This window comes from Rhodococcus sp. IEGM 1366, assembly GCF_033142425.1.
Classification (GTDB): domain Bacteria; phylum Actinomycetota; class Actinomycetes; order Mycobacteriales; family Mycobacteriaceae; genus Rhodococcus_F; species Rhodococcus_F globerula.
Genome location: NZ_JAWLRZ010000001.1, coordinates 185,558 through 203,613, shown reverse-complemented (window position 1 = coordinate 203,613; position 18,056 = coordinate 185,558). Strand labels below are relative to the sequence as shown.

Below are 18,056 nucleotides of genomic sequence, written 5' to 3'. Positions count from 1 at the left end.
TCAGCGTAGACGGGTGGGTAGTCCGGCGGTCATCAAGACAACCGACTCGGACGCATCGGCGATGCGTGCGTTCAGTAGGCCGAGCAGGTCCCGAAAGAGACGACCGGACTTGGTTTCCGGAACAACTCCACTGCCGACTTCATTGGTGACTGCAATGATCGGGACGGGGCAGGACTTCCAGGCCGCTAGCAACTGATCGATGTCTTGGCGAACCGCAGCCGTGTCGCCGTCCAGCCAGGCATCATGGCGATTCATCCGTGCTGTCAGCCAGGTACCCAGGCAGTCGAGCAGGATGGGGTCGCTTGCGCCGGAGAGTATTTCGAATACATCGACGGTTTCGAGCGTTGCCCAGGTTGCCGGCCGCCGCGCGCGATGTGACGCTACCCTTTCCGTCCAGTCGGGATCGTCGTCATGTGGATCTCCGGTGGCGATGTATGTGACGTGCCGGTATCCGGACAGTAGTGCTTCGGCGTAGGTGGACTTGCCCGCCCGGGCGCCACCGGTAACCAGAGTTCGGCCAGGCGCTCTGGAGCCGATGCGCAGCACTGTGCCGTCGAGAACGGTTCGTGCGCCGCACTGTTCTAGTGCTGCCGAGAGTTCGTGTGCGAGCGGGTTGTGGTGGCCGAGGTGGACGGCCACGATGTCGGTTCTGTCTGTGACCGCGCCGATTTCGCGCAGTGTGGCGACCGTCCGCGCGAAGCTGGGCAGATCGTGGTGCCCGGTGCCATGATCGGTCTTGAATCCGAAGGTTTCCTCGAGGAAGAGCGCGTCGAACGAGGCGTTCTCGAGCTCGGCGATTGTCGACGGTGCGATGGGCCCGGTGTCGGTGGCCCAGAAGATGCGGGCGCCGGCTTGGTCGGTGATGTCGTAGAGCAGGGTCGGAACTTCGTGTGTCGCTTCGAGAGCGCGAACGTCATATGTACCCAGCATGATCGATTGGCCGGCGACAAGCGGTGTGAAGGTGACCGGGTCGTGTGGCCCCACCCAGTCGCGGCAGAGATCAAGGGCGTCAGGAGGTCCGAGTACCTGCAGTGGTTCGGTGCGACCGGCCCAGGATCGGAAGAGCAGCGCCATCGGGCCGAGATGATCGGGATGCGAGTGAGTGAGCAGGATGTGTTCGACTCCGGCAAGGGTGCGGCCGGATCGCGAAGCGGCGCGTGGTACTTCGGGGCCGCAGTCGAGCAGGATTCGATTGTCCAGCAGGGCCGCTGTGTGCCCTCGGGCCGTGCCGCTTGCCAGTGCGGCCGTGCAGGATGTGCACTCGCAGAAGGGATTGGGCCAACCGTCGGCGGCGCCGGTACCCAGTATCACCAGTTCCATCAGCGGCCGTCCTTCTCGCGGATCGGTACTACGACGGGTCCGCTCGGTCGATCGAGAACCTCGACGCGGGCGCCGTAGATCTCGCCGAGGAGGTCCGAACGTAGAACGTCGGCCGGTGGTCCGTCTGCCACCACGCGGCCCCGATCGAGCAAGACGATGCGCGATCCGTACTGCCCCGCGAGAGTGAGATCGTGCATCGCGGCAATCACGGTGATGTTGTCCGACAAGCGCATTGCCTCCACAAGATCGAGGACCTGCTGCTGGTGTCCGATGTCGAGGGCGCTGGTGGGCTCGTCGAGGAGCAGCACTTTCGGTTCCTGGGCGAGCGCTCGGGCCAGCACTACTCGCTGCAATTCACCGCCGGACAGTTCGGTAGCCCGGCGATCGGCAAATTCAGTGAGGTCCAGGCGCTGAATGACGTTGTTGATCACCATGCGATCGGCGGCGGTCTCCGTGCCGAAGCGTCGCAGATACGGAGTTCGGCCGAGCGCGACAAGTTCGGTGACCGTTGCGCCTTCCGGCACTACTGGCCGTTGTGGCATCAGCGCGACAACTTGAGACATGGCTTTGCGACCGGCATCTCGAGGGTTACGGCCGGAGACGGTGAGTTGGCCGGCCGACGGAATCAACCCGGCGAGCGCATGCATCAGCGTGGTTTTCCCGGCGCCGTTCGGTCCCACAACAGCAACCCATTCACCCTCTGCAACGTCGAGTCCGATGCCGTCGACAACGTTGTTGCCGCCCAGGACGACCCGAAGGTCCTGGCAGTGAACGGCAAACTCGGTCATGCCGACACCCGACTGCGGCGTAGGACGAGCAGGAAGAACGGGGCGCCGATCATGGCTGTCACAACGCCGATGGGAAGTTCGGCGGGGGACATCAATGATCGGGCGGCAACGTCGGTGAGGACGAGGAACGCTGCGCCCAGCATCAGCGACAGCGGGAGAAGCAGTCGATGCGAAGGTCCTGCGACCAGTCGAACGGCATGGGGAACAACAATTCCCACAAAGCCGATGAGGCCGCTGGCACTGACCACTGCTGCTGTACCGAGAGTTGCCGCAAGAACCAGGACGAGTCGAGAGCGGGCGGGATCCACACCGAGACTGGCTGCCTCCACGTCACCAACTGCCATGACGTCGAGTACTCGACGGTGAATCAGGATGACTGCCGAGGCCACAATCACGTACGGCAGCACAACAAGAACTTCCGACCAACCGTCCGTCGACAGACCGCCGAGCAACCACGAATAGACCTCGCGCAGTGAATCGTCGAACCGTTGCTGCACAAAAGTTTGCGCGGCATTGGTGAACGCGGCCACCGCAACGCCGGCCAGAATGATGACGACCGCGTTCTGGGCGCCGCCGATACTGCGGCCCAGAGCGTACGTGATGAACACGGCTAGAACGCCACCGACAAAGGCGGCCATGGGGATTCCGAACATTCCCACAGCCCCGCCGGAGACGATAGCCAACGTTGCGCCAAGTCCGGCACCACTGGACACTCCCAGAAGATACGGATCGGCCAACGGATTTCGGAACACACCCTGATACGCGGCTCCCGCGACGGCCAGCATCGCGCCAACCAAGGCACCCAGGACTACGCGGGGAAGTCGGATCTGCCAGAGAATTGCCTGCTGTTGAACGGTCAGCCCGGAATCGATATCGACGCCCGGAATCCCGTCGAGCAGTTCGAGAATGACCCGATCAGGGGTAAGGCCTGCCGGTCCCACCAGAACGCCGATCAACAGTGACACGCATAAAATGAGTGCGGCACCGACCAGCGCGGTGGTTCGATGGTTCGCGAGACCGGCTTTGTGCATCAGAGAACTCAGGCCGTCGGAACCTGCGCCACGATCGCGGCAACAGCTTTCACCTGGTCGGTGACGCGGGGTCCCCATCGACTGGACAGGTCTTCGTCGAGTACGTGGATCTGGTTGCCGGTCACAGCCTTCATCCCGTTCCAACCGGGGCGCGCTGCAACAGCTTCCGCGGTGACACCGCAGCACTGCGAGTCCGCCAGGAAGATCAGATCAGGGTTGGCCTGAACCACGAACTCCGCCGAAAGCTGCGGGTAATCGCCCTGAGCGGCTGCGTCGGCGATGCTCTTCATGCCGAACAAGCCGTAGATCTGGCCGATGAAACTTGTGCTCGTCACCGTGTAGAGCGAGGAGTCGAGTTCGTGGAAGTACGTGAGGGGCTGCTCGCGGGCCGGAACGCTCGCCACCGCTGCGTCGATTTCGGTGCGCATGTCACTGACCACCTCGGCGCCCTCTGCCTCGTGGCCGGTTGCGATCGCGACGCGCTCGATCTGTGCGTAGACGTCGTCGATGCTCGTTGCCGCCGGCAGAAGGAGAGTCGGCACCTTTGCCTTCTGAAGCCCGGACACGAGGTCGTTCATGTCGTCGGACGCAATAACCAGATCCGGTGCGTAGCCGAGGATGGCTTCGACGTTGGGCGAGAAGCCGGACAGGTCGGTGACCGGGATGCCGGCCGGGTAGTCGGACTGGTTGTCGACGGCCTTGACCTGATCGCCCGCGCCAACAGCCCACAGCGTCTCGGTAGCGCTGGGGCTGAGTGAGACGATCGACGTCGGACGCGCCGCGATCGTGATGTCGGTGCCAGAACCGGTGGGACCGGATTCCACCGTCACGGGGAATGAGCCGTCGGAGACCGCTGACGTGGTGGGGGCGTCGGAGGTGGTGGAACTGCTGCAGGCACCGGCCAACAGCGCCGTACTCACCGCCAGCGCCGCAAAGATCGATCGGAACGTGCGTGTCGGCCGAATGTTCACAGCCACCCCTCCATCAGTGCGGAGAAAGTCGCCATGCGGCGCGGCCGGAGGGCTGGGCTGCACGAGCGTCCTTCGTCCGAGGACCATCGTGTCGCCACGAGGCTGGGTGACCTGACTCGTTCATCCGTGGGTACACGGACAACTTCACAGTTGCGTCGACAGTGCCGGGCTTTCACCGGACTTCACAAGCAGCGTGGCACCCCGGAAACCCGGGGCATTTGCACTTTACAGGGGCGGCCGCTCTTGACTCGAGCGGCAAAGGCACGGTAAATATCTATTCCACTAATGAACTAGTGAAAGGGTTCGGATGATCGACTTCCGTATCGACCGCCGATCCGGCATTCCCACCTACGTGCAATTGGTCGTCCAGGTGAAGCAGGCACTACGGCTCGGTGACCTACAGGTCGGTGACCGTCTGCCTACCGCCAAGGACGTTGTGGGGGCTCTTGCCATCAACCCCAACACAGTTCTGAAGGCTTACAAGGAACTCGAACGCGACGGTCTTGTTGCGCCGCGGCCGGGGTTGGGGACGTTCGTGACCAAGTCGCTCGCGAAGCCGGGCATGGCGGAGAACTCCGCTCTACGGGCAGAGCTTTCCCGGTGGATGCGTGATGCGGTGGCCGCAGGACTGGAGCGCACGGATATCGAGGCACTGGTCGACATGGAACTCGAGCGTGAGTTCGTCAAATCTGATTCGTCCGAGATTGAGGGGGAGACATCGTGACCGACCAAGAATCTGCGCTCACCATGGCCGACGTGGACAAGCGCTACGGGCGCAAGAAGGTGCTCGACGCATGCACCTTCGAAGTCGAGGCAGGGAGCATCACCGCGCTTGTCGGCGTCAACGGCGCCGGCAAGTCGACACTCATGTCCTTGGCAGTGGGATTGACGACGCCGGATCACGGCGCCATTTCCGTACTCGGCGCCGCTCCGAGTCGTGACGGTATCAGCCCGGGCCTGGCCTATCTGGCCCAGCACAAACCGCTGTACCCGAAATTCACTGTTGCGGAACTGCTTCGGTTCGGCGCCTACACCAATGACAGCTGGGATGCGAAGTACGCGCTTGCCTTGGTGGAACGTGCGGGCATTCCGCTCGATGCGAAGGCCAAGACGCTCTCTCCCGGTCAACGAACCAGGGTGGCACTGGCTTTGGCACTCGGACGTAGGCCGAAGCTGTTGCTTCTCGACGAACCGCTGGCAGACCTCGATCCACTTGCCCGACGGTCTGTCGCCACCTCGCTGCTCGAAGATGTCGCAGAGCACGGGACAACCGTCCTGTTGTCCTCGCACATCATTTCCGAATTGGCAGACGTCTCGGATCGGTTACTTCTTCTCGGCGACGGCAATGCTCGACTCTCCGGATCGTTGGATGAATTGGTCTCAGCCCATTACGTATTGGTTGGTGATGGCGATCCGTCGGACGTGGTGGGTGGCGGCACTGTTGTTCACACCGATGTCGGGCTGCGCCGAAATTCCCACCTCGTGGCCGGTCGTCGACCGAATGAACTACCAGGTTGGAGTGTCGACGATGCAACTCTGGACGATCTAGTGCTCGGGCATCTGAGCGCAGAAGCGAAGGTGTCGGCATGATCTGGGTTACCTGGCGTCATCATCGAACGTCGCTCATTTTCTCACTGGGAATCATTGCGGTGCTCGCGCTTACGGGCTTGGTCGGTGGTGCAATTATCAAGAGCGATGGCAGTGGCCGCCCCTTCGGATCGTTTTTCGGTTGTTTCGGCAACACAACGGCGATCTGTGCGGCTGAAACTGCTCTGACCGCGACCACTCTCATTGCAACGATGCTGCCGGTGTTCCTGGGAGCATTGGTTGGTGTAACAGCGTTTTCCCGGGATATCGAGCAGGGAACACATGTGTTGGGGCTTACCCAGTCGGTCAGCCGGGCTCGCTGGTTCTGGACCAGAGTGCTGGTTGTCTTTGTTCCGCTGACCGTCGCTGCTGCGTTGCTCGGTTTCGTGTTGGAGTGGACTCGGAGGCTGCCCGCCAACAGCAACTTCGCATTTGTTGCCGGCCGAGCGACATTCGTCGACCCACCGAACCTGTCGTATCCTTTCTTTCAGTCCAGCGGATTAGCCTTGGGTGCATACACATTCATGGCTCTGATTCTTGGCGCGGCTCTCGCGTTGCTGGTGCGGAGTTCGATCGGTGCAATGGCGCTGACGATGGCCGGTGTCGTGGCAGTACTGGCCATGTTTCAGTTTGTCGCGAGGCCGCACTACGCGGAGCTCAGCGTCGAAGCATCGCCACTGGACGGATCCAGTAGATACTCTTCGTATTTGGGCGGTTACGAACAATTTGGCGGCGACTGGGAAATCGAGCAGGGGTACGTCGACATCCAGGGAAATTTCGTCGACGTTGATTATGACGAATGCACCTGGAATGGCTCTGGCGACGAGAATCCGTACGATCAGCGTCCCGAGGAGACGGGCGCCGAGTACACAATCCGTATAGATGTACTGTTGGCGCAGCAGGATCGAGACATGGAGGTCTGTCTGCGCGAGCACGGAGCAGACCACCGCGAGATCCGCTACCATTCGTCCGATCAGTTCCGCCGATTCCAGGTGACGGAAGCTGCTCTGACACTCGTGCTTTCGGGACTGTTCTTGATCCCGGCGCTATGGGGTGTACGACGCCTCAAGCCGTAATGCTCAGCCGGTGACCGGTGCGACGCTCAGCTGATTGATGTTCGCGCCGGTCATCGAGCAACCCTCGGTGGGGTAGGGGAGGAACACCGCATCGTAGGAGTTGGGCGGGTACACACGTAGTCCGGCGACGTCGGTGACACCACACTGGTCGGCCGGATAGTTGGCGACGTTGGTGGCGCGAACCAAGGCGGTTCCAGCGGAACCCGGTGCGAGGGAGACCGCAGATCCGGAGCCAGTGCGCGTTGCCGCTGCGCCCACCTCGCTGCCGTCCGCACCGGTTACGTAGGAAACGCCGGGGAAGCCGTCGAGGGTGCAGGTTCGCGTGCTGGTGTTGGTGAACACCACCGGTAGTTCGGTGGAACCGGCGGCACCGCTTGCCTGTCCAAGGGTGACGCTGAGTTCTGCGACCGTGCAGTTCTCGGGACTGACCTGTGTACTCGATGTCGCCGAGTGGTTTGCGTGTGTAGTTGTTGCCGGAGTCGGTCCGGGCGCTGCGGACGTTGGTAGCGCCGAGGAAGTGGTGGGAACCGTAGTGCTGGTGGCCGTGTCCGAATTATCGGATCCGCAACCGCTGACGAGGGCAATCGCGGTCAGCGATGCCGCGAGAAGGACGATCCGACGTATTACTGTGGGATTCATGGTTCGTTCCTCCGGCCGGCCGACATGTGTGTCCGGTATATCCGAATCAGGGCTGGGATGTGCGGGAATGCGGCAAGCGAGTGCCCTATTTCACCTGCCGAGCGTGAGGAGTTTTGATGCCGACAGTTCCGAACGCGAGGCCTGATCCCGACCCGCGAGACATCAAGCGTTGGCGACGCTATCTCGCCGACGAGCAGGCAGAAGCCGCGGTGTACCGCGACCTCGCAGGGCGGCGCACCGGTGAGGAACGCGAGATCCTCCTTGCGCTCGCCGAAGCTGAGGGTCGGCACGAGGCACACTGGCGTGCCCTCCTCGGCGAACATGTCGGAAAGCCGATGCCCGGCGACATACGCACTCGTATCCTCGGGTTCCTCGCCCGACGATTCGGCTCGGTCTTCGTTCTTGCGCTCGCTCAACGTGCAGAGACCCGATCGCCTTACCCGAACGACGCGGATGCAACTGCCTCGATGGGTGCCGACGAGAAGATCCACGAAGAAGTGGTGCGCGCGCTGGCAACTCGTGGGCGCAATCGGCTGTCGGGAACCTTCCGCGCGGCCGTGTTCGGCGCAAACGACGGTCTGGTGAGTAACTTGGCCCTGGTTCTCGGTATCAGTGGCAGCGGAGTCTCGAATCAGATCGTGTTGCTCACCGGCATGGCAGGTTTGCTTGCCGGCGCATTGTCGATGGGTGCCGGCGAATACGTTTCCGTCCGCTCGCAACGTGAATTGTTGGAAGCGTCCACTCCAGGTACCGACGCGCGCGATGCCGTCGGATTGCTCGACGTCGACGCCAACGAGTTGGCTCTGGTGTACCGAGCCCGCGGCATGACGGCCGAAGAAGCCGAAGTGAGAGCGGCGGAGGTCCTGGAGCACAACAACTTCGGTGTGACAGATGTCGAAGACGCTCACGAGTCTGTCGGCACCGGTTTGGGAGCTGCAGCCGCCAGCTTCTGTTTCTTTGCCTCCGGCGCAATCATTCCCGTGCTGCCGTACCTGTTCGGGCTGGAAGGTGTGACGGCGCTGATCGTGGCTTCGCTGCTGGTGGGTATTGCCCTTCTGGGCACCGGCGTTGTTGTCGGACTGCTCTCCGGCGGGCCGCCTTTCAAGCGGGCGCTCCGTCAGCTTGCCATCGGTTACGGCGCCGCGGCAGCAACATATCTACTCGGAATGCTGTTCGGGACATCGTTGTAGAGCACCGGCCTCGAGGTCGCACGATCTCGAGGCCGGCGTCACCAGCTCGCTACAGGTCTCGGGCCAGCGCTCGGCCTGCCGCGCGGCCCGAGAAGATGCAGCCACCGAGGAAGGTTCCCTCCAAGGCGCTGTACCCGTGGACGCCACCGCCACCGAAGCCGGCAACCTCGCCAGCTGCATAGAGGCCGTCGAAGACGCTGCCATCGGCCTTGATCACTTGCGAGTCCAGATTGGTTTCCAAGCCGCCGAGCGTCTTTCGGGTGAGTAGGTGCAGACGAACAGCGATCAGTGGGCCGTTCTTGGGGTCCAGGATCTTGTGCGGAGCAACGACGCGCACGATTTTGTCTGCCAGCAGATTACGGGCACCGTGGATGGCGGTGACCTGGAAGTCCTTGCTGTACTTGTTGTCTACCTCGCGGTCGCGGGCGATCATTTCGCGCTCGATGTCCTCGAAATCGAGTAGTGGCGTGTCAGTCAGGGCATTCATGCCGTCGACCAAGTCGCGAAGGTTGTTGCGCACCACGAAGTCCGCGCCCTTCTGCTTGAAGGCTTCGACAGGGCCGGGTGCACCCTTCTTGATGCGTTCGAGGAGGAGCTTGAAATCTCGATTGGTGAAGTCCGGATTCTGCTCCGATCCCGAGAGGGCAAACTCCTTCTCGATGATCTTCTGATCGAGGATGAACCAGGTGTACTCGTGGCCGCTGTCGAGGATGTACTTGAAGGTGCCCATCGTGTCGAACCCGGGGAAGTTGGGTACCGGCAGACGCTTGCCGGTAGCGTCGAACCACATCGACGACGGTCCGGGGATGATGCGGATTCCGTGGTTGGGCCAGATGGGATTCCAGTTCTGGATGCCTTCTGTGTAGTGCCACATGCGGTCGCGGTTGACGATGTTTCCGCCCGCGGATTCGGTGATTTCGAGCATCCGTCCGTCGACGTGTGCGGGTACGCCGGTCAGCATGTGCTTCGGCGCCTTGCCGAGTCGTTCCGGCCAGTTCTTCTTCACCAGCTCGTAGTTGCCGCCGATTCCGCCGGAGGTCACCACGACAGCCTGTGCGGCGAACTCGAATTCGCCGACCGGGGTCCGGGAACTCTCAACTCCGCGAAGGTTGTTGGAAGGTTCCAGAACGGTGCCGCGGACGCCGGTGACAGCGCCGTCGGTGACCACCAGTTGATCGACCTGGTGGCGGTGCTTGAACGTGACCAGTCCGCGTTTCTGGGCGGCGATCACTCGGCTCAGGAACACGTCGACGACGCCGGGGCCAGTTCCCCAGGTGAGATGGAATCGCGGTACGGAATTGCCGTGTCCGAGAGCCATTCCGCGGCCGCGCTCGGCCCAGCCGACGTTGGGCATCAACCGAAGCCCCAAGTCGTGCAGGTACTGACGCTTGTCGCCGGCCGCGAATTCGACGTACGCCTTTGCCCATTGACGAGGCCAGTGGTCTTCGCGATCCCGATCGAAGGCCGCGGTACCCATCCAGTCCTGCATGGCGAGGTCGAGTGAGTCCTTGATGCCGAGTCGGCGTTGTTCCGGACTGTTGACGAGGAACAGTCCGCCGAGTGACCAGAACGCCTGAGCGCCGAGGTTGGCTGCATTTTCCTGTTCTACGACAAGGACTTTGCGTCCCGCCCGGGTCAGTTCGTACGTGGCGACAAGGCCGGCAAGCCCGGCCCCGACAACGATGACGTCGGCATGTTCGCTCATGGGGACTCCTCTGATGATGGGTGGGGCGGGATTGGTTCGGTGTAGGACAGCAGGATTCGAGTAAAGATGTCGAGGCGAAGGGCAAACGCGGCGTCGGTGTCGGGATCGACCAGGCACTGCACGCTGGTGCCGTCGTGAACGGCGACCAGGGCGCGCCCCAATGTGGTCGGATCTCCCACGATGCGCCGTCCGACGTCACCGAGTGCGGACTGCACCAGGGGAAGCAAAGTCTGGAGTATCGCGTCTTCGCGGTCGGCCACTGCAGTTCGCAGTGCATCGTTGCGGAGTGCGTGCGCCGTGAACTCGGCATTGATCCGGTACCACTGCGCGTCTACCGGGACTACGGAAACAATCCGTCCGACGACGGCAGTCATGTCGAGGGAGTCGGTACTGATTGCGGCGGTGGCTGACTTCAGATCAGCGAGCATCGCGGCGGACTTTTGTTCCCACATGGCAAAAAACAGTTGGTCAAGGGAGTCGAAGTTGGAGTAGAAGGCGCCACGTGAGTATCCGCCTCGTTCGCAGATCTGCTCGACGGTTGCGTGTCCGAATCCCTGGTCGCCAAAAACCTCAGCGGCGGCGTCGAGAAGTCGTTGACGCGTTTGACCTCGACGTTTAGTGACACGTTTTGTAGGGGAGGTGTCAACATCCGTCATCGGTACCTCCTTGTGCTGGTTTCCTAAACGATACACGGATGTATCCGATGCGATCGCGTATCGATAAATTTGCCTTTGTCCGGTGTTTCTATCCATATCTAGCAAATTCGCAAGATTAACGAATATCTGTAGATGCGCGGTGGCTGATGGTAAGAATCATCGCGATTTCAACCCTGTTGCCGGGCGCGCTCGAACGGTCTAATGGAGTCTTTGCCCCTGTTTGTTGTTGTCGATCCGAAGGAACTGCCATGTCCTTGCGCTTCCACTGGTACCTGCCCACCTATGGCGATTCCCGGAATCTGATGGCCGGTGGCCACGGCAGTGGCATGTCCGGAGATCGACCGGCCACACTGAAGTACCTCAATCAGATCGGCGCCGCAGCCGAGGCCAACGGCTTCGAAGCAGTCCTCACTCCCACGGGAGCCTGGTGCGAGGATGCCTGGCTGACGACGGCGATGATGATCGACACCACTGAAACCCTGAAATTCCTTGTCGCTCTGCGGCCCGGCCTGACGAGTCCGACGTTGGCAGCTCAGATGGCAGCAACATTTCAGTGGCAATCAGGTGGACGGTTGCTCCTGAACGTCGTGACCGGCGGCGAGGACTACGAGCAGCGGACGTTCGGCGACTTCCTGGACAAGAATCAGCGTTACGCGCGTTGTGGCGAGTACCTCGACGTCGTCCGTCAACTGTGGGCAGGAAACGGTCCGGTTGATTTCTCCGGCGAGTACGTCAGCGTGGAAAATGCTGAGCTGCATCGCCTTCCGGACCCGGTTCCGCCCGTCTTCTTCGGCGGATCGTCACCCGCTGCGGGAACCGTCGCTTCGCGCTTTGCCGATACCTACCTCACCTGGGGTGAAACACCATCTGCTGTTGCCGCGAAAATCGCGTGGATCAGGGACTTGGCGGAGATCCAGGGGCGGCGGCTCGATTACGGAATTCGTTTGCATGTCATCAGTCGTGACACGGCCGAAGAAGCCTGGGCCGAGGCTGATCGTCTGCTCGGCGCTCTGGATCCGGCGACGGTGGAGCGTGCGCAGGCGAACCTCGCCCGGTCGAATTCGGAGGGCCAGCGCCTGATGAACGAACTGCATGGCGGTGGATCCGCATACCGGGAAGGCATCGGTGCGCGTTCACTGGAAATTGCGCCCAACCTGTGGACGGGAGTCGGATTGGTGCGCGGTGGTGCGGGTACCGCTCTGGTCGGTTCGCACGAGGAAGTTGCCGACAGAATTGCGGAATACGCGGCAATCGGGTTGGACCACTTCATCTTGTCGGGCTATCCACATCTCGAGGAGACCTACCAGTTCGGTGAGGGAGTTCGTCCCATCCTCGAGCGTCGTGGTCTGGTTCGCGGCGCAGTGGCGACTCGGGTGTAACCGCATGCGGGACATTGGTCCTTGATCTGCCTTCGGTCCATGCGACTCCGGCGGTTCGAACGACCCGGCAGGATGGGTGGTTCTACCCTTTGCTGGTTGCCGTCGAACGTGATCGAGAGGGATGTCAATGCTGATTCAGCGCCGAAGTGCAGTTCGTCGTGTAGTCGGGACCGCCGCTGTAGCAGCGGCAGCGCTCGGTGTCGGGGTGCTGATCAACCCGGCAGTCGCGTCGGCAGCAACGACGGCTCCCGAGGTGTCGTACTCGGTTGACGGTAACGACCTGACGCTGACGGTGCGCAATACCAACACGACGATCACCTCGTGGTGCCAGGTATTTGTCCTGAACGCGGCGGACGCGGCGGCTGTTGCCCAGGAGCCCGGCAAATTACTCGATCCGAATGTTGTTGTTTATCCGGATGTTTCGGATCCATCCACGCTTTTCGGAGTCGGAGTGGGCTCGACCGTTACCAAGACTGCACCTGATCTTCCCGACGGTACGTACGCCGTTGTCGGCGGATGCGTCGACTTCCGCGACGGAAGTGGACTCACCCCGACAATCGGAACTCCCGCCGTGGTTATCATCGGCGGTCCCCTCGGCGGCATCAATACCGGTAGTCTCACAGGACTGTTCGGCAGCTGAGCGGAGAAGGTTATGGCCACACGTGGATTCACCAGAATTCTCAGCGGAATTGCACTGGCGTCCGCTGCGGCGATCGGAATGGTATTTCTGACGCCGGCTGCGGCGTCGGCAGAACGGGTTGTATTGCCACCCCCGCTCTCGGTGAGTGTGTCGGGCAACAACATTACGTTCACTATCAAGAATCCGAATCCGCGACTGAGCCTGATCAACTGCACACCGGCGATTGTCGATATCAGGAATCTGCCCGCCGTCATCAGTGACCCGGCGTCGTTGCTCGATCCCGGTGTCCTTGTCTATCCACAGGTTACGAACATCGGTGATCTGTTCGGAGTCCTTCCGCAGCGAGAGCTGACCAAGACTGTCACCGATATTCCCACCGGGGTTTACGCGGTTGTCGGTGCCTGCGTGTTCATTCCGAGTCTCATTCCGCCGATCACGACGCTTCCGGCAATAAGCTTGCCCGAAGTTGTGGTTGTCGGCGGATTCTTCGAAGGGCTCGGAACGGGAAGTGTTTCAGGCTCGTTGGAAGGTCTCGGGTTCGAGAGTGTGAACGATCTCATCGAGGCCTGGGAGCGGATCTCCGCCGGAAGTAGTGATTCGGGTAGCGGTAACGGCAGTGCCGTCAACACCGGCAGCAACAGCGAGAGCCTCGGCGCCAATCTCGGGAGCTTCGACTTCCAAGGCGGCTCGGGCATAGATGTAGTCGTGCCCACCTCGTAGCGAGTTCAGGTTCGCGCGCGATGGCGTCGTACCGCGTCTCGATTTGAACAGGTCGGGGAGCAGTACCGTTGTCTGCCGTTGCGTGAGGTGTCGGCATAGATGTTGGTGCACTCCTCGAGGGAACATCGGCCCAGACGATGCATTCCGCGGCCCACGAGGTGTAGTGCCGTCCCAACTGAAAACAAGGCTTTCAGGACCTCGGCAAGCGACTGCTGTGGATCGCGGTAGTGCAGATGCCAGCCATCGCCCGCGTGATTGGTCATGCGCGGGTAGGCCGACGCTTGCTCCAACATGACGTTCACCAGTTCGGCACGGGCATTCTCATCTGTGACGTCGACGATTTTCGACCATTCGATCAGGAGGTCGAGCGTCTCTCCGAGGTCTTTCTCAGCAATGGGGAAATCGAGAATGATGCCCGCCTCGACGCAACGTTCGACGAGTTCATTCAGGTTCTGGGGATGGCGATTGGCCAGGTCGGCGGCCAAAGTCACCGCATATTCGCCGTAAGGGTTGAGATGCATAATGGCATTACATCATGGTTGTCGTATGAAGAAAACAGAACTTGCCAGCGTCAGGTGCATCCACCGGTGGGAAATCGAATCGCGTCATCGGACCAGCGAAGGGACTGTCACCTACCTGCGCTGCCACTGCGGGTCGTGGCAAACCCTGCTCACCGAATGGATGTCGGGGGGTACTGGCTCAGCCATATCGGCACCGACAAAGGCGCGGTCCAGGTCGTGATCGAATGCGCCGGTTAGTCGGCGCGTTCGGGTTAGTGTGCCGACATGGGCTTCTCGTTGACCTTCATGCGCATCAAGCAGGACGAGCAGGTTGATGCCGACCGCGGCGGCGTCGCCGACTTCCTCGAACGGCGTGGCCTGCAACTCGTTGCGGGCCGGTACGGAGGAGAGATCTTCGATCTCGACGGCAAGCCTCTGAGCTTCGACGATCGTTTCTCTGACCTGTACCTCGACCCACTGGACAAGAGTGATCCTTTGAGTGGCGGTATCTTTCATGCCAGCCTTACCGGTGCAGAGTGCGAGTTCATCTACGAGCTGTGTGTCGCTGCCGGTTTCATGATCGTCAACCCCTCTGGTGATCCGACGTTTCTTGTGCCGCAGCGCAACCACGCGCCCGAAGATCTTCCGGAACTCGACGACGCGGCTTGGGTGGAGAGCCCCGCCGAACTTTTACAGGCCCTCACCGGGAGCTTCGACGAGTTCCGCGCGTATCGGAATAAAGTGCTCTCGCAGTACCCAGATCCCGGCAGAAAGCGCCTATAGCGTCAAAATCCAAGTGTCGCTGCCTCCGTCGAGGTGCCAATCCTGTCGCGGGCCATCCCATTCGCGTGCGACATCCGTGAGCCAGATGGTGGTGTCGGGGTCCCATCCGCCAATGACCGAAGCGGTCTCGGTGTCGACGTGCAGGACCCGCGTCGCGCTACTGAGATAGCCTAAAAGCGTGAGGTGCACGGCGTCCCACTCATTCGCGACACGCTCCCAATCGGGGATGACCCACCGGCCGTCGCGGCCGGTCGCCTGAAACCACACATGTCGGCGGGACGCGGTGACCTCGAGCGGAAACTCACGGCACAGCAGGATCCAGTCCTCGGCCGAACGAACCTCGAACGTCCGCCCGGACCCGCGGACCGGTATCGAGGTCGCTTGCTTCCACCCGTAGCCGTCTTCCTCGAGGCCCAACCCAGCAGGAAGTCGACCGATAGTCTTGACAAGTCCGAGGGGGATTGACCACCATGTTCCGCCCCAACTGGCGTTGGGGTCGCGTGGGCGTTCCCGCGCGGCGCGTTCTTCTTCGGCGCGTTCCTTGATTGCCCACTGGCGCAGGGTTTGTCGCGGATGTTTCGGCAGTGGTGGCCAGGCATTGGCCGATCGCCAGTCGATGGCCCACTGCTCGGTCCGGCGAGACTCCGTGAACCACTCCATGATCGGGGACGTCGCAATTCGTTCGGCAATGTAGGCGAGGGCTGATCGGATGATCGGGTGGCCCGCGAGCACGTCAGCACCGTCCGGCTCCTGCCAGTACATGGCAGAGTTCACCGATCGTCCCAGAGCGGTCACTGTCTGCGTGGTGTCGAGGCCGGACAGATCGAGCGACGCAAGGTCCGCGGAGAGGTGCTCCAGCAATGAAACGGGGAAGGGTTCGGCGTCGTCCACCCATGGCGCGGGAACGAGAATCCCCTCACTTGTTTTCTCGACACCGTGGGCGAGCCGGAAGATTGCGCTAGCAATGTCCGGTTCCAACTCCCTGGCAAGTTCGAGGCACAAACGTCGACCTCGCGGCCCTTCCAGGATCGATTCCACATGTGGGGTCATCTGGCTACCTTTGCATCCAGTCGATATTGCGCTTACTAGTTCTCTCTAGGACACGCCCTAGATGACGGCATATTCGGCTAGCTGACTTGTACCGTCGATGGGCATGGACCCCGTACGCAATCCATATGCCCCTGGCGCCGGCCAACGGCCGCCGGAACTGGCCGGTCGAGACAAGCAGATAGACGCGTTCGACGTCGTGCTCGAGCGCATCGCGCGCGGTCGACCCGAGCGCAGTGTTGTCCTGACCGGGCTCCGCGGTGTGGGAAAGACCGTGCTGCTGAACCAGCTCAGGTCGGCGGCCATCTCGAAGAGCTGGGGGACGGGCAAGATCGAGGCTCGCCCCGACCAAGACCTACGACGCCCACTGTCGTCGGCCCTGCACATGGCCGTCCGGGAGATTGCGGTCTCGCATCGCGATCCTGAGCGGGTCGAGCAGTTTCTCGGTGTTCTGAAATCGTTTGCACTCCGGGCGACGGCAGACAAGGGGATGCGTGAGCGGTGGCAACCAGGTATTGACGCGCCGGCGCTCAAAGGGCGGGCCGACAGTGGCGATATCGAAATCGACTTGGTCGAATTGCTGATGGATGCGTCGTCGTTGGCGCGGGACGTCGGTGTCGGTATCGCGATTTTCATCGACGAAATGCAGGATCTCGGTGCGGCAGACGTATCGGCGATCTGTGGGGCCTGCCACGAATTGAGTCAGGACGCAGCACCTTTGATCGTGGTCGGAGCGGGACTTCCGCACCTGCCTGCAGTGTTGTCCGCGTCGAAAAGCTATTCGGAGCGGCTGTTCAGCTACCACCGGATCGATCGACTCGAACGTGATGCGGCAGACCAGGCGTTGATCGCACCCGCCGCACGTGAGGATGTCGAATTCACGGACGCAGCGCTCGACGCTCTGTACGACGCGGCGGACGGCTACCCGTATTTTGTTCAGGCTTACGGAAAAGCCACGTGGGATGTGGCCGCGTCGAGTCCGATCACGAAAGACGATGTGCGGGTAGGTGCTCCGACGGCCGAGGAGGAATTGGCGGTCGGGTTCTTCGGATCACGGTATGAGAGAGCAACTCCGGCAGAGCGGGAGTACATGCGTGCCATGGCAGATCTGTCCGGTGACGACGGGCCGGTTGCGACGGCAGCGATCGCGGTTGAGCTCGGACGCAAACCCGCGTCGTTGTCACCGGCGCGTGACGGGCTGATCAAGAAGGGACTGATCTATTCCGCGGAGCGAGGCTCGATCGGATTCACGGTGCCGCACTTCGGCCGCTACTTGCGTGGGCAGGCAGAGTGAACGCGCTCGAGACCGCGTGGGATCGGGTTACGGCGATCAGCCCTGCTCCGCAAGCCTGGGTAGTTCCGCTGGCAGCGCTTGTCGCCGTGGTGATCGTCCTCGAACCACACCTGTGGCAGGTTGCCCGCAACGTCGTGACCATCGCACACGAGGGCGCTCATCTCATTGTTGCTGTCCTGGTCGGCCGACGGTTGAAAGGTCTTCGGCTGCACTCGGATACGTCGGGGGTTGCCATCTCCTCGGGTAAACCGACAGGATTCGGCGTCATCGTGATGACGTTCGCGGGCTATGTGGGTCCGTCGATTCTCGGACTGGGAGCGGCCGCCTTGTTGGGTGCGCAACGGGCGGTGTTGGTGTTGTGGATCGGACTGTTCGTTGTTGCGGTGATGATGGTGTTGATCCGCAATCTGTACGGAGTGTTCTCGCTTGCCGTAGTGGGGGCGGCGCTGTTTGCTCTCGTGTGGTGGGGATCGGCGGAACTGCAGGTGGCCGCCGCATACTTCTTGACGCTCTTCCTGCTGTTTGCCGGACCCCGCCCGGTCGTCGAACTGCAGCGTCAGCGGAGCCGCCGCGGCGGTGCGCCGGATTCCGACGCGGATCAACTGGCCAGACTCTCGCCGATACCCGCGATCGTGTGGGTCACGTTGTTCTTCGTGGTGAACGTGGGAGTGCTGGCTGTCGGCGGTTGGTGGATCCTGCGTCCAGTGATTGCTTGAGTATCGATTGATCT

At 61.7% G+C, this 18,056-nt stretch carries 19 protein-coding genes; 10 read left to right on the top strand and 9 right to left on the bottom strand.

Annotated features, from left to right (window positions below):
• Genes cobU through R4P64_RS01000 form a run of 4 tightly spaced genes read right to left on the bottom strand, consistent with a single transcriptional unit; the run spans position 1 to position 4,110 of the window.
• Positions 1-1,320 (bottom strand): bifunctional adenosylcobinamide kinase/adenosylcobinamide-phosphate guanylyltransferase, encoded by a 1,320-nt coding sequence (gene cobU, locus R4P64_RS01015; RefSeq protein ID WP_317818915.1) that lies wholly within the window; start codon positions 1,318-1,320, stop codon positions 1-3.
• The gene (locus tag R4P64_RS01010) at positions 1,320-2,108 is read right to left on the bottom strand and encodes an ABC transporter ATP-binding protein (protein ID WP_045065303.1); all 789 of its coding nucleotides are present in this window, start codon (positions 2,106-2,108) and stop codon (positions 1,320-1,322) included. Before R4P64_RS01010 ends, cobU begins: the two co-directional genes overlap by 1 nt.
• Positions 2,105-3,139, bottom strand: a complete 1,035-nt coding sequence (locus tag R4P64_RS01005) for a FecCD family ABC transporter permease (protein WP_045065301.1) — start codon at positions 3,137-3,139, stop codon at positions 2,105-2,107. Before R4P64_RS01005 ends, R4P64_RS01010 begins: the two co-directional genes overlap by 4 nt.
• A gap of 8 nt (positions 3,140-3,147) precedes the next feature.
• Entirely contained in the window at positions 3,148-4,110 is a 963-nt protein-coding gene (locus tag R4P64_RS01000) for an ABC transporter substrate-binding protein (RefSeq protein WP_317818913.1), read from the bottom strand.
• 307 nt (positions 4,111-4,417) lie between these two features.
• Here R4P64_RS01000 and R4P64_RS00995 point away from each other — a divergent pair, with 307 nt between their 5' ends.
• The 3 genes from R4P64_RS00995 to R4P64_RS00985 are packed head-to-tail and all read left to right on the top strand — an operon-like array spanning position 4,418 to position 6,773.
• Positions 4,418-4,834, top strand: a complete 417-nt coding sequence (locus R4P64_RS00995) for a GntR family transcriptional regulator (RefSeq protein WP_045065297.1) — start codon at positions 4,418-4,420, stop codon at positions 4,832-4,834.
• Positions 4,831-5,700, top strand: a complete 870-nt coding sequence (locus tag R4P64_RS00990) for an ABC transporter ATP-binding protein (protein WP_317818912.1) — start codon at positions 4,831-4,833, stop codon at positions 5,698-5,700. The genes R4P64_RS00995 and R4P64_RS00990 overlap by 4 nt, the downstream gene beginning before the upstream one ends.
• Positions 5,697-6,773, top strand: a complete 1,077-nt coding sequence (locus tag R4P64_RS00985; protein WP_317818911.1) for an ABC transporter permease — start codon at positions 5,697-5,699, stop codon at positions 6,771-6,773. The genes R4P64_RS00990 and R4P64_RS00985 overlap by 4 nt, the downstream gene beginning before the upstream one ends.
• A gap of 3 nt (positions 6,774-6,776) precedes the next feature.
• Here the strand turns inward: R4P64_RS00985 and R4P64_RS00980 are convergent, their stop codons facing one another.
• The gene (locus R4P64_RS00980; protein WP_317818910.1) at positions 6,777-7,412 is read right to left on the bottom strand and encodes a DUF4232 domain-containing protein; all 636 of its coding nucleotides are present in this window, start codon (positions 7,410-7,412) and stop codon (positions 6,777-6,779) included.
• Between the two features lie 116 nt (positions 7,413-7,528).
• Here R4P64_RS00980 and R4P64_RS00975 point away from each other — a divergent pair, with 116 nt between their 5' ends.
• Positions 7,529-8,602 (top strand): VIT1/CCC1 family protein, encoded by a 1,074-nt coding sequence (locus R4P64_RS00975; RefSeq protein WP_317818909.1) that lies wholly within the window; start codon positions 7,529-7,531, stop codon positions 8,600-8,602.
• Between the two features lie 49 nt (positions 8,603-8,651).
• Here the strand turns inward: R4P64_RS00975 and R4P64_RS00970 are convergent, their stop codons facing one another.
• Positions 8,652-10,307, bottom strand: coding sequence for an FAD-binding dehydrogenase (locus R4P64_RS00970; protein WP_033233497.1), 1,656 nt, complete (start codon positions 10,305-10,307; stop codon positions 8,652-8,654).
• Positions 10,304-10,963 carry a TetR/AcrR family transcriptional regulator gene (locus R4P64_RS00965; protein WP_033233495.1) on the bottom strand — a complete coding sequence of 220 codons (660 nt, stop codon included), beginning with the start codon at positions 10,961-10,963 and terminating at the stop codon, positions 10,304-10,306. The genes R4P64_RS00970 and R4P64_RS00965 overlap by 4 nt, the downstream gene beginning before the upstream one ends.
• A 248-nt stretch (positions 10,964-11,211) precedes the next feature.
• Between R4P64_RS00965 and R4P64_RS00960 the strand changes: the two genes are divergently transcribed.
• The 3 genes from R4P64_RS00960 (at position 11,212) to R4P64_RS00950 (ending at position 13,702) form a co-directional block, all read left to right on the top strand.
• A complete protein-coding gene (locus tag R4P64_RS00960) occupies positions 11,212-12,342 on the top strand; it encodes an LLM class flavin-dependent oxidoreductase (RefSeq protein WP_033233493.1) in 1,131 nt (376 codons plus the stop codon).
• A gap of 127 nt (positions 12,343-12,469) precedes the next feature.
• Positions 12,470-12,982: a hypothetical protein gene (locus R4P64_RS00955; RefSeq protein WP_317818907.1), complete on the top strand. Its 513-nt coding sequence runs from the start codon at positions 12,470-12,472 to the stop codon at positions 12,980-12,982.
• A gap of 12 nt (positions 12,983-12,994) precedes the next feature.
• On the top strand, positions 12,995-13,702 hold the full coding sequence (locus R4P64_RS00950) for a hypothetical protein (protein WP_317818906.1): 708 nt from the start codon (positions 12,995-12,997) through the stop codon (positions 13,700-13,702).
• 5 nt (positions 13,703-13,707) lie between these two features.
• On the opposite strand, the gene R4P64_RS00945 is transcribed toward R4P64_RS00950, so the two are convergent.
• Positions 13,708-14,223 (bottom strand): CGNR zinc finger domain-containing protein, encoded by a 516-nt coding sequence (locus R4P64_RS00945; RefSeq protein WP_033233491.1) that lies wholly within the window; start codon positions 14,221-14,223, stop codon positions 13,708-13,710.
• Between the two features lie 264 nt (positions 14,224-14,487).
• On the opposite strand from R4P64_RS00945, the gene R4P64_RS00940 reads away from it, so the two are divergent.
• Positions 14,488-14,985, top strand: a complete 498-nt coding sequence (locus R4P64_RS00940; protein WP_141486774.1) for a hypothetical protein — start codon at positions 14,488-14,490, stop codon at positions 14,983-14,985.
• Here the strand turns inward: R4P64_RS00940 and R4P64_RS00935 are convergent.
• Entirely contained in the window at positions 14,980-16,035 is a 1,056-nt protein-coding gene (locus R4P64_RS00935) for a hypothetical protein (RefSeq protein WP_317818905.1), read from the bottom strand. The genes R4P64_RS00940 and R4P64_RS00935 overlap by 6 nt on opposite strands.
• A 103-nt stretch (positions 16,036-16,138) precedes the next feature.
• Between R4P64_RS00935 and R4P64_RS00930 the strand changes: the two genes are divergently transcribed.
• Positions 16,139-17,326 carry an ATP-binding protein gene (locus R4P64_RS00930; RefSeq protein ID WP_033233842.1) on the top strand — a complete coding sequence of 396 codons (1,188 nt, stop codon included), beginning with the start codon at positions 16,139-16,141 and terminating at the stop codon, positions 17,324-17,326.
• The gene (locus tag R4P64_RS00925; RefSeq protein ID WP_045065287.1) at positions 17,323-18,042 is read left to right on the top strand and encodes a M50 family metallopeptidase; all 720 of its coding nucleotides are present in this window, start codon (positions 17,323-17,325) and stop codon (positions 18,040-18,042) included. The genes R4P64_RS00930 and R4P64_RS00925 overlap by 4 nt, the downstream gene beginning before the upstream one ends.
• Positions 18,043-18,056: the final 14 nt, after the last annotated feature.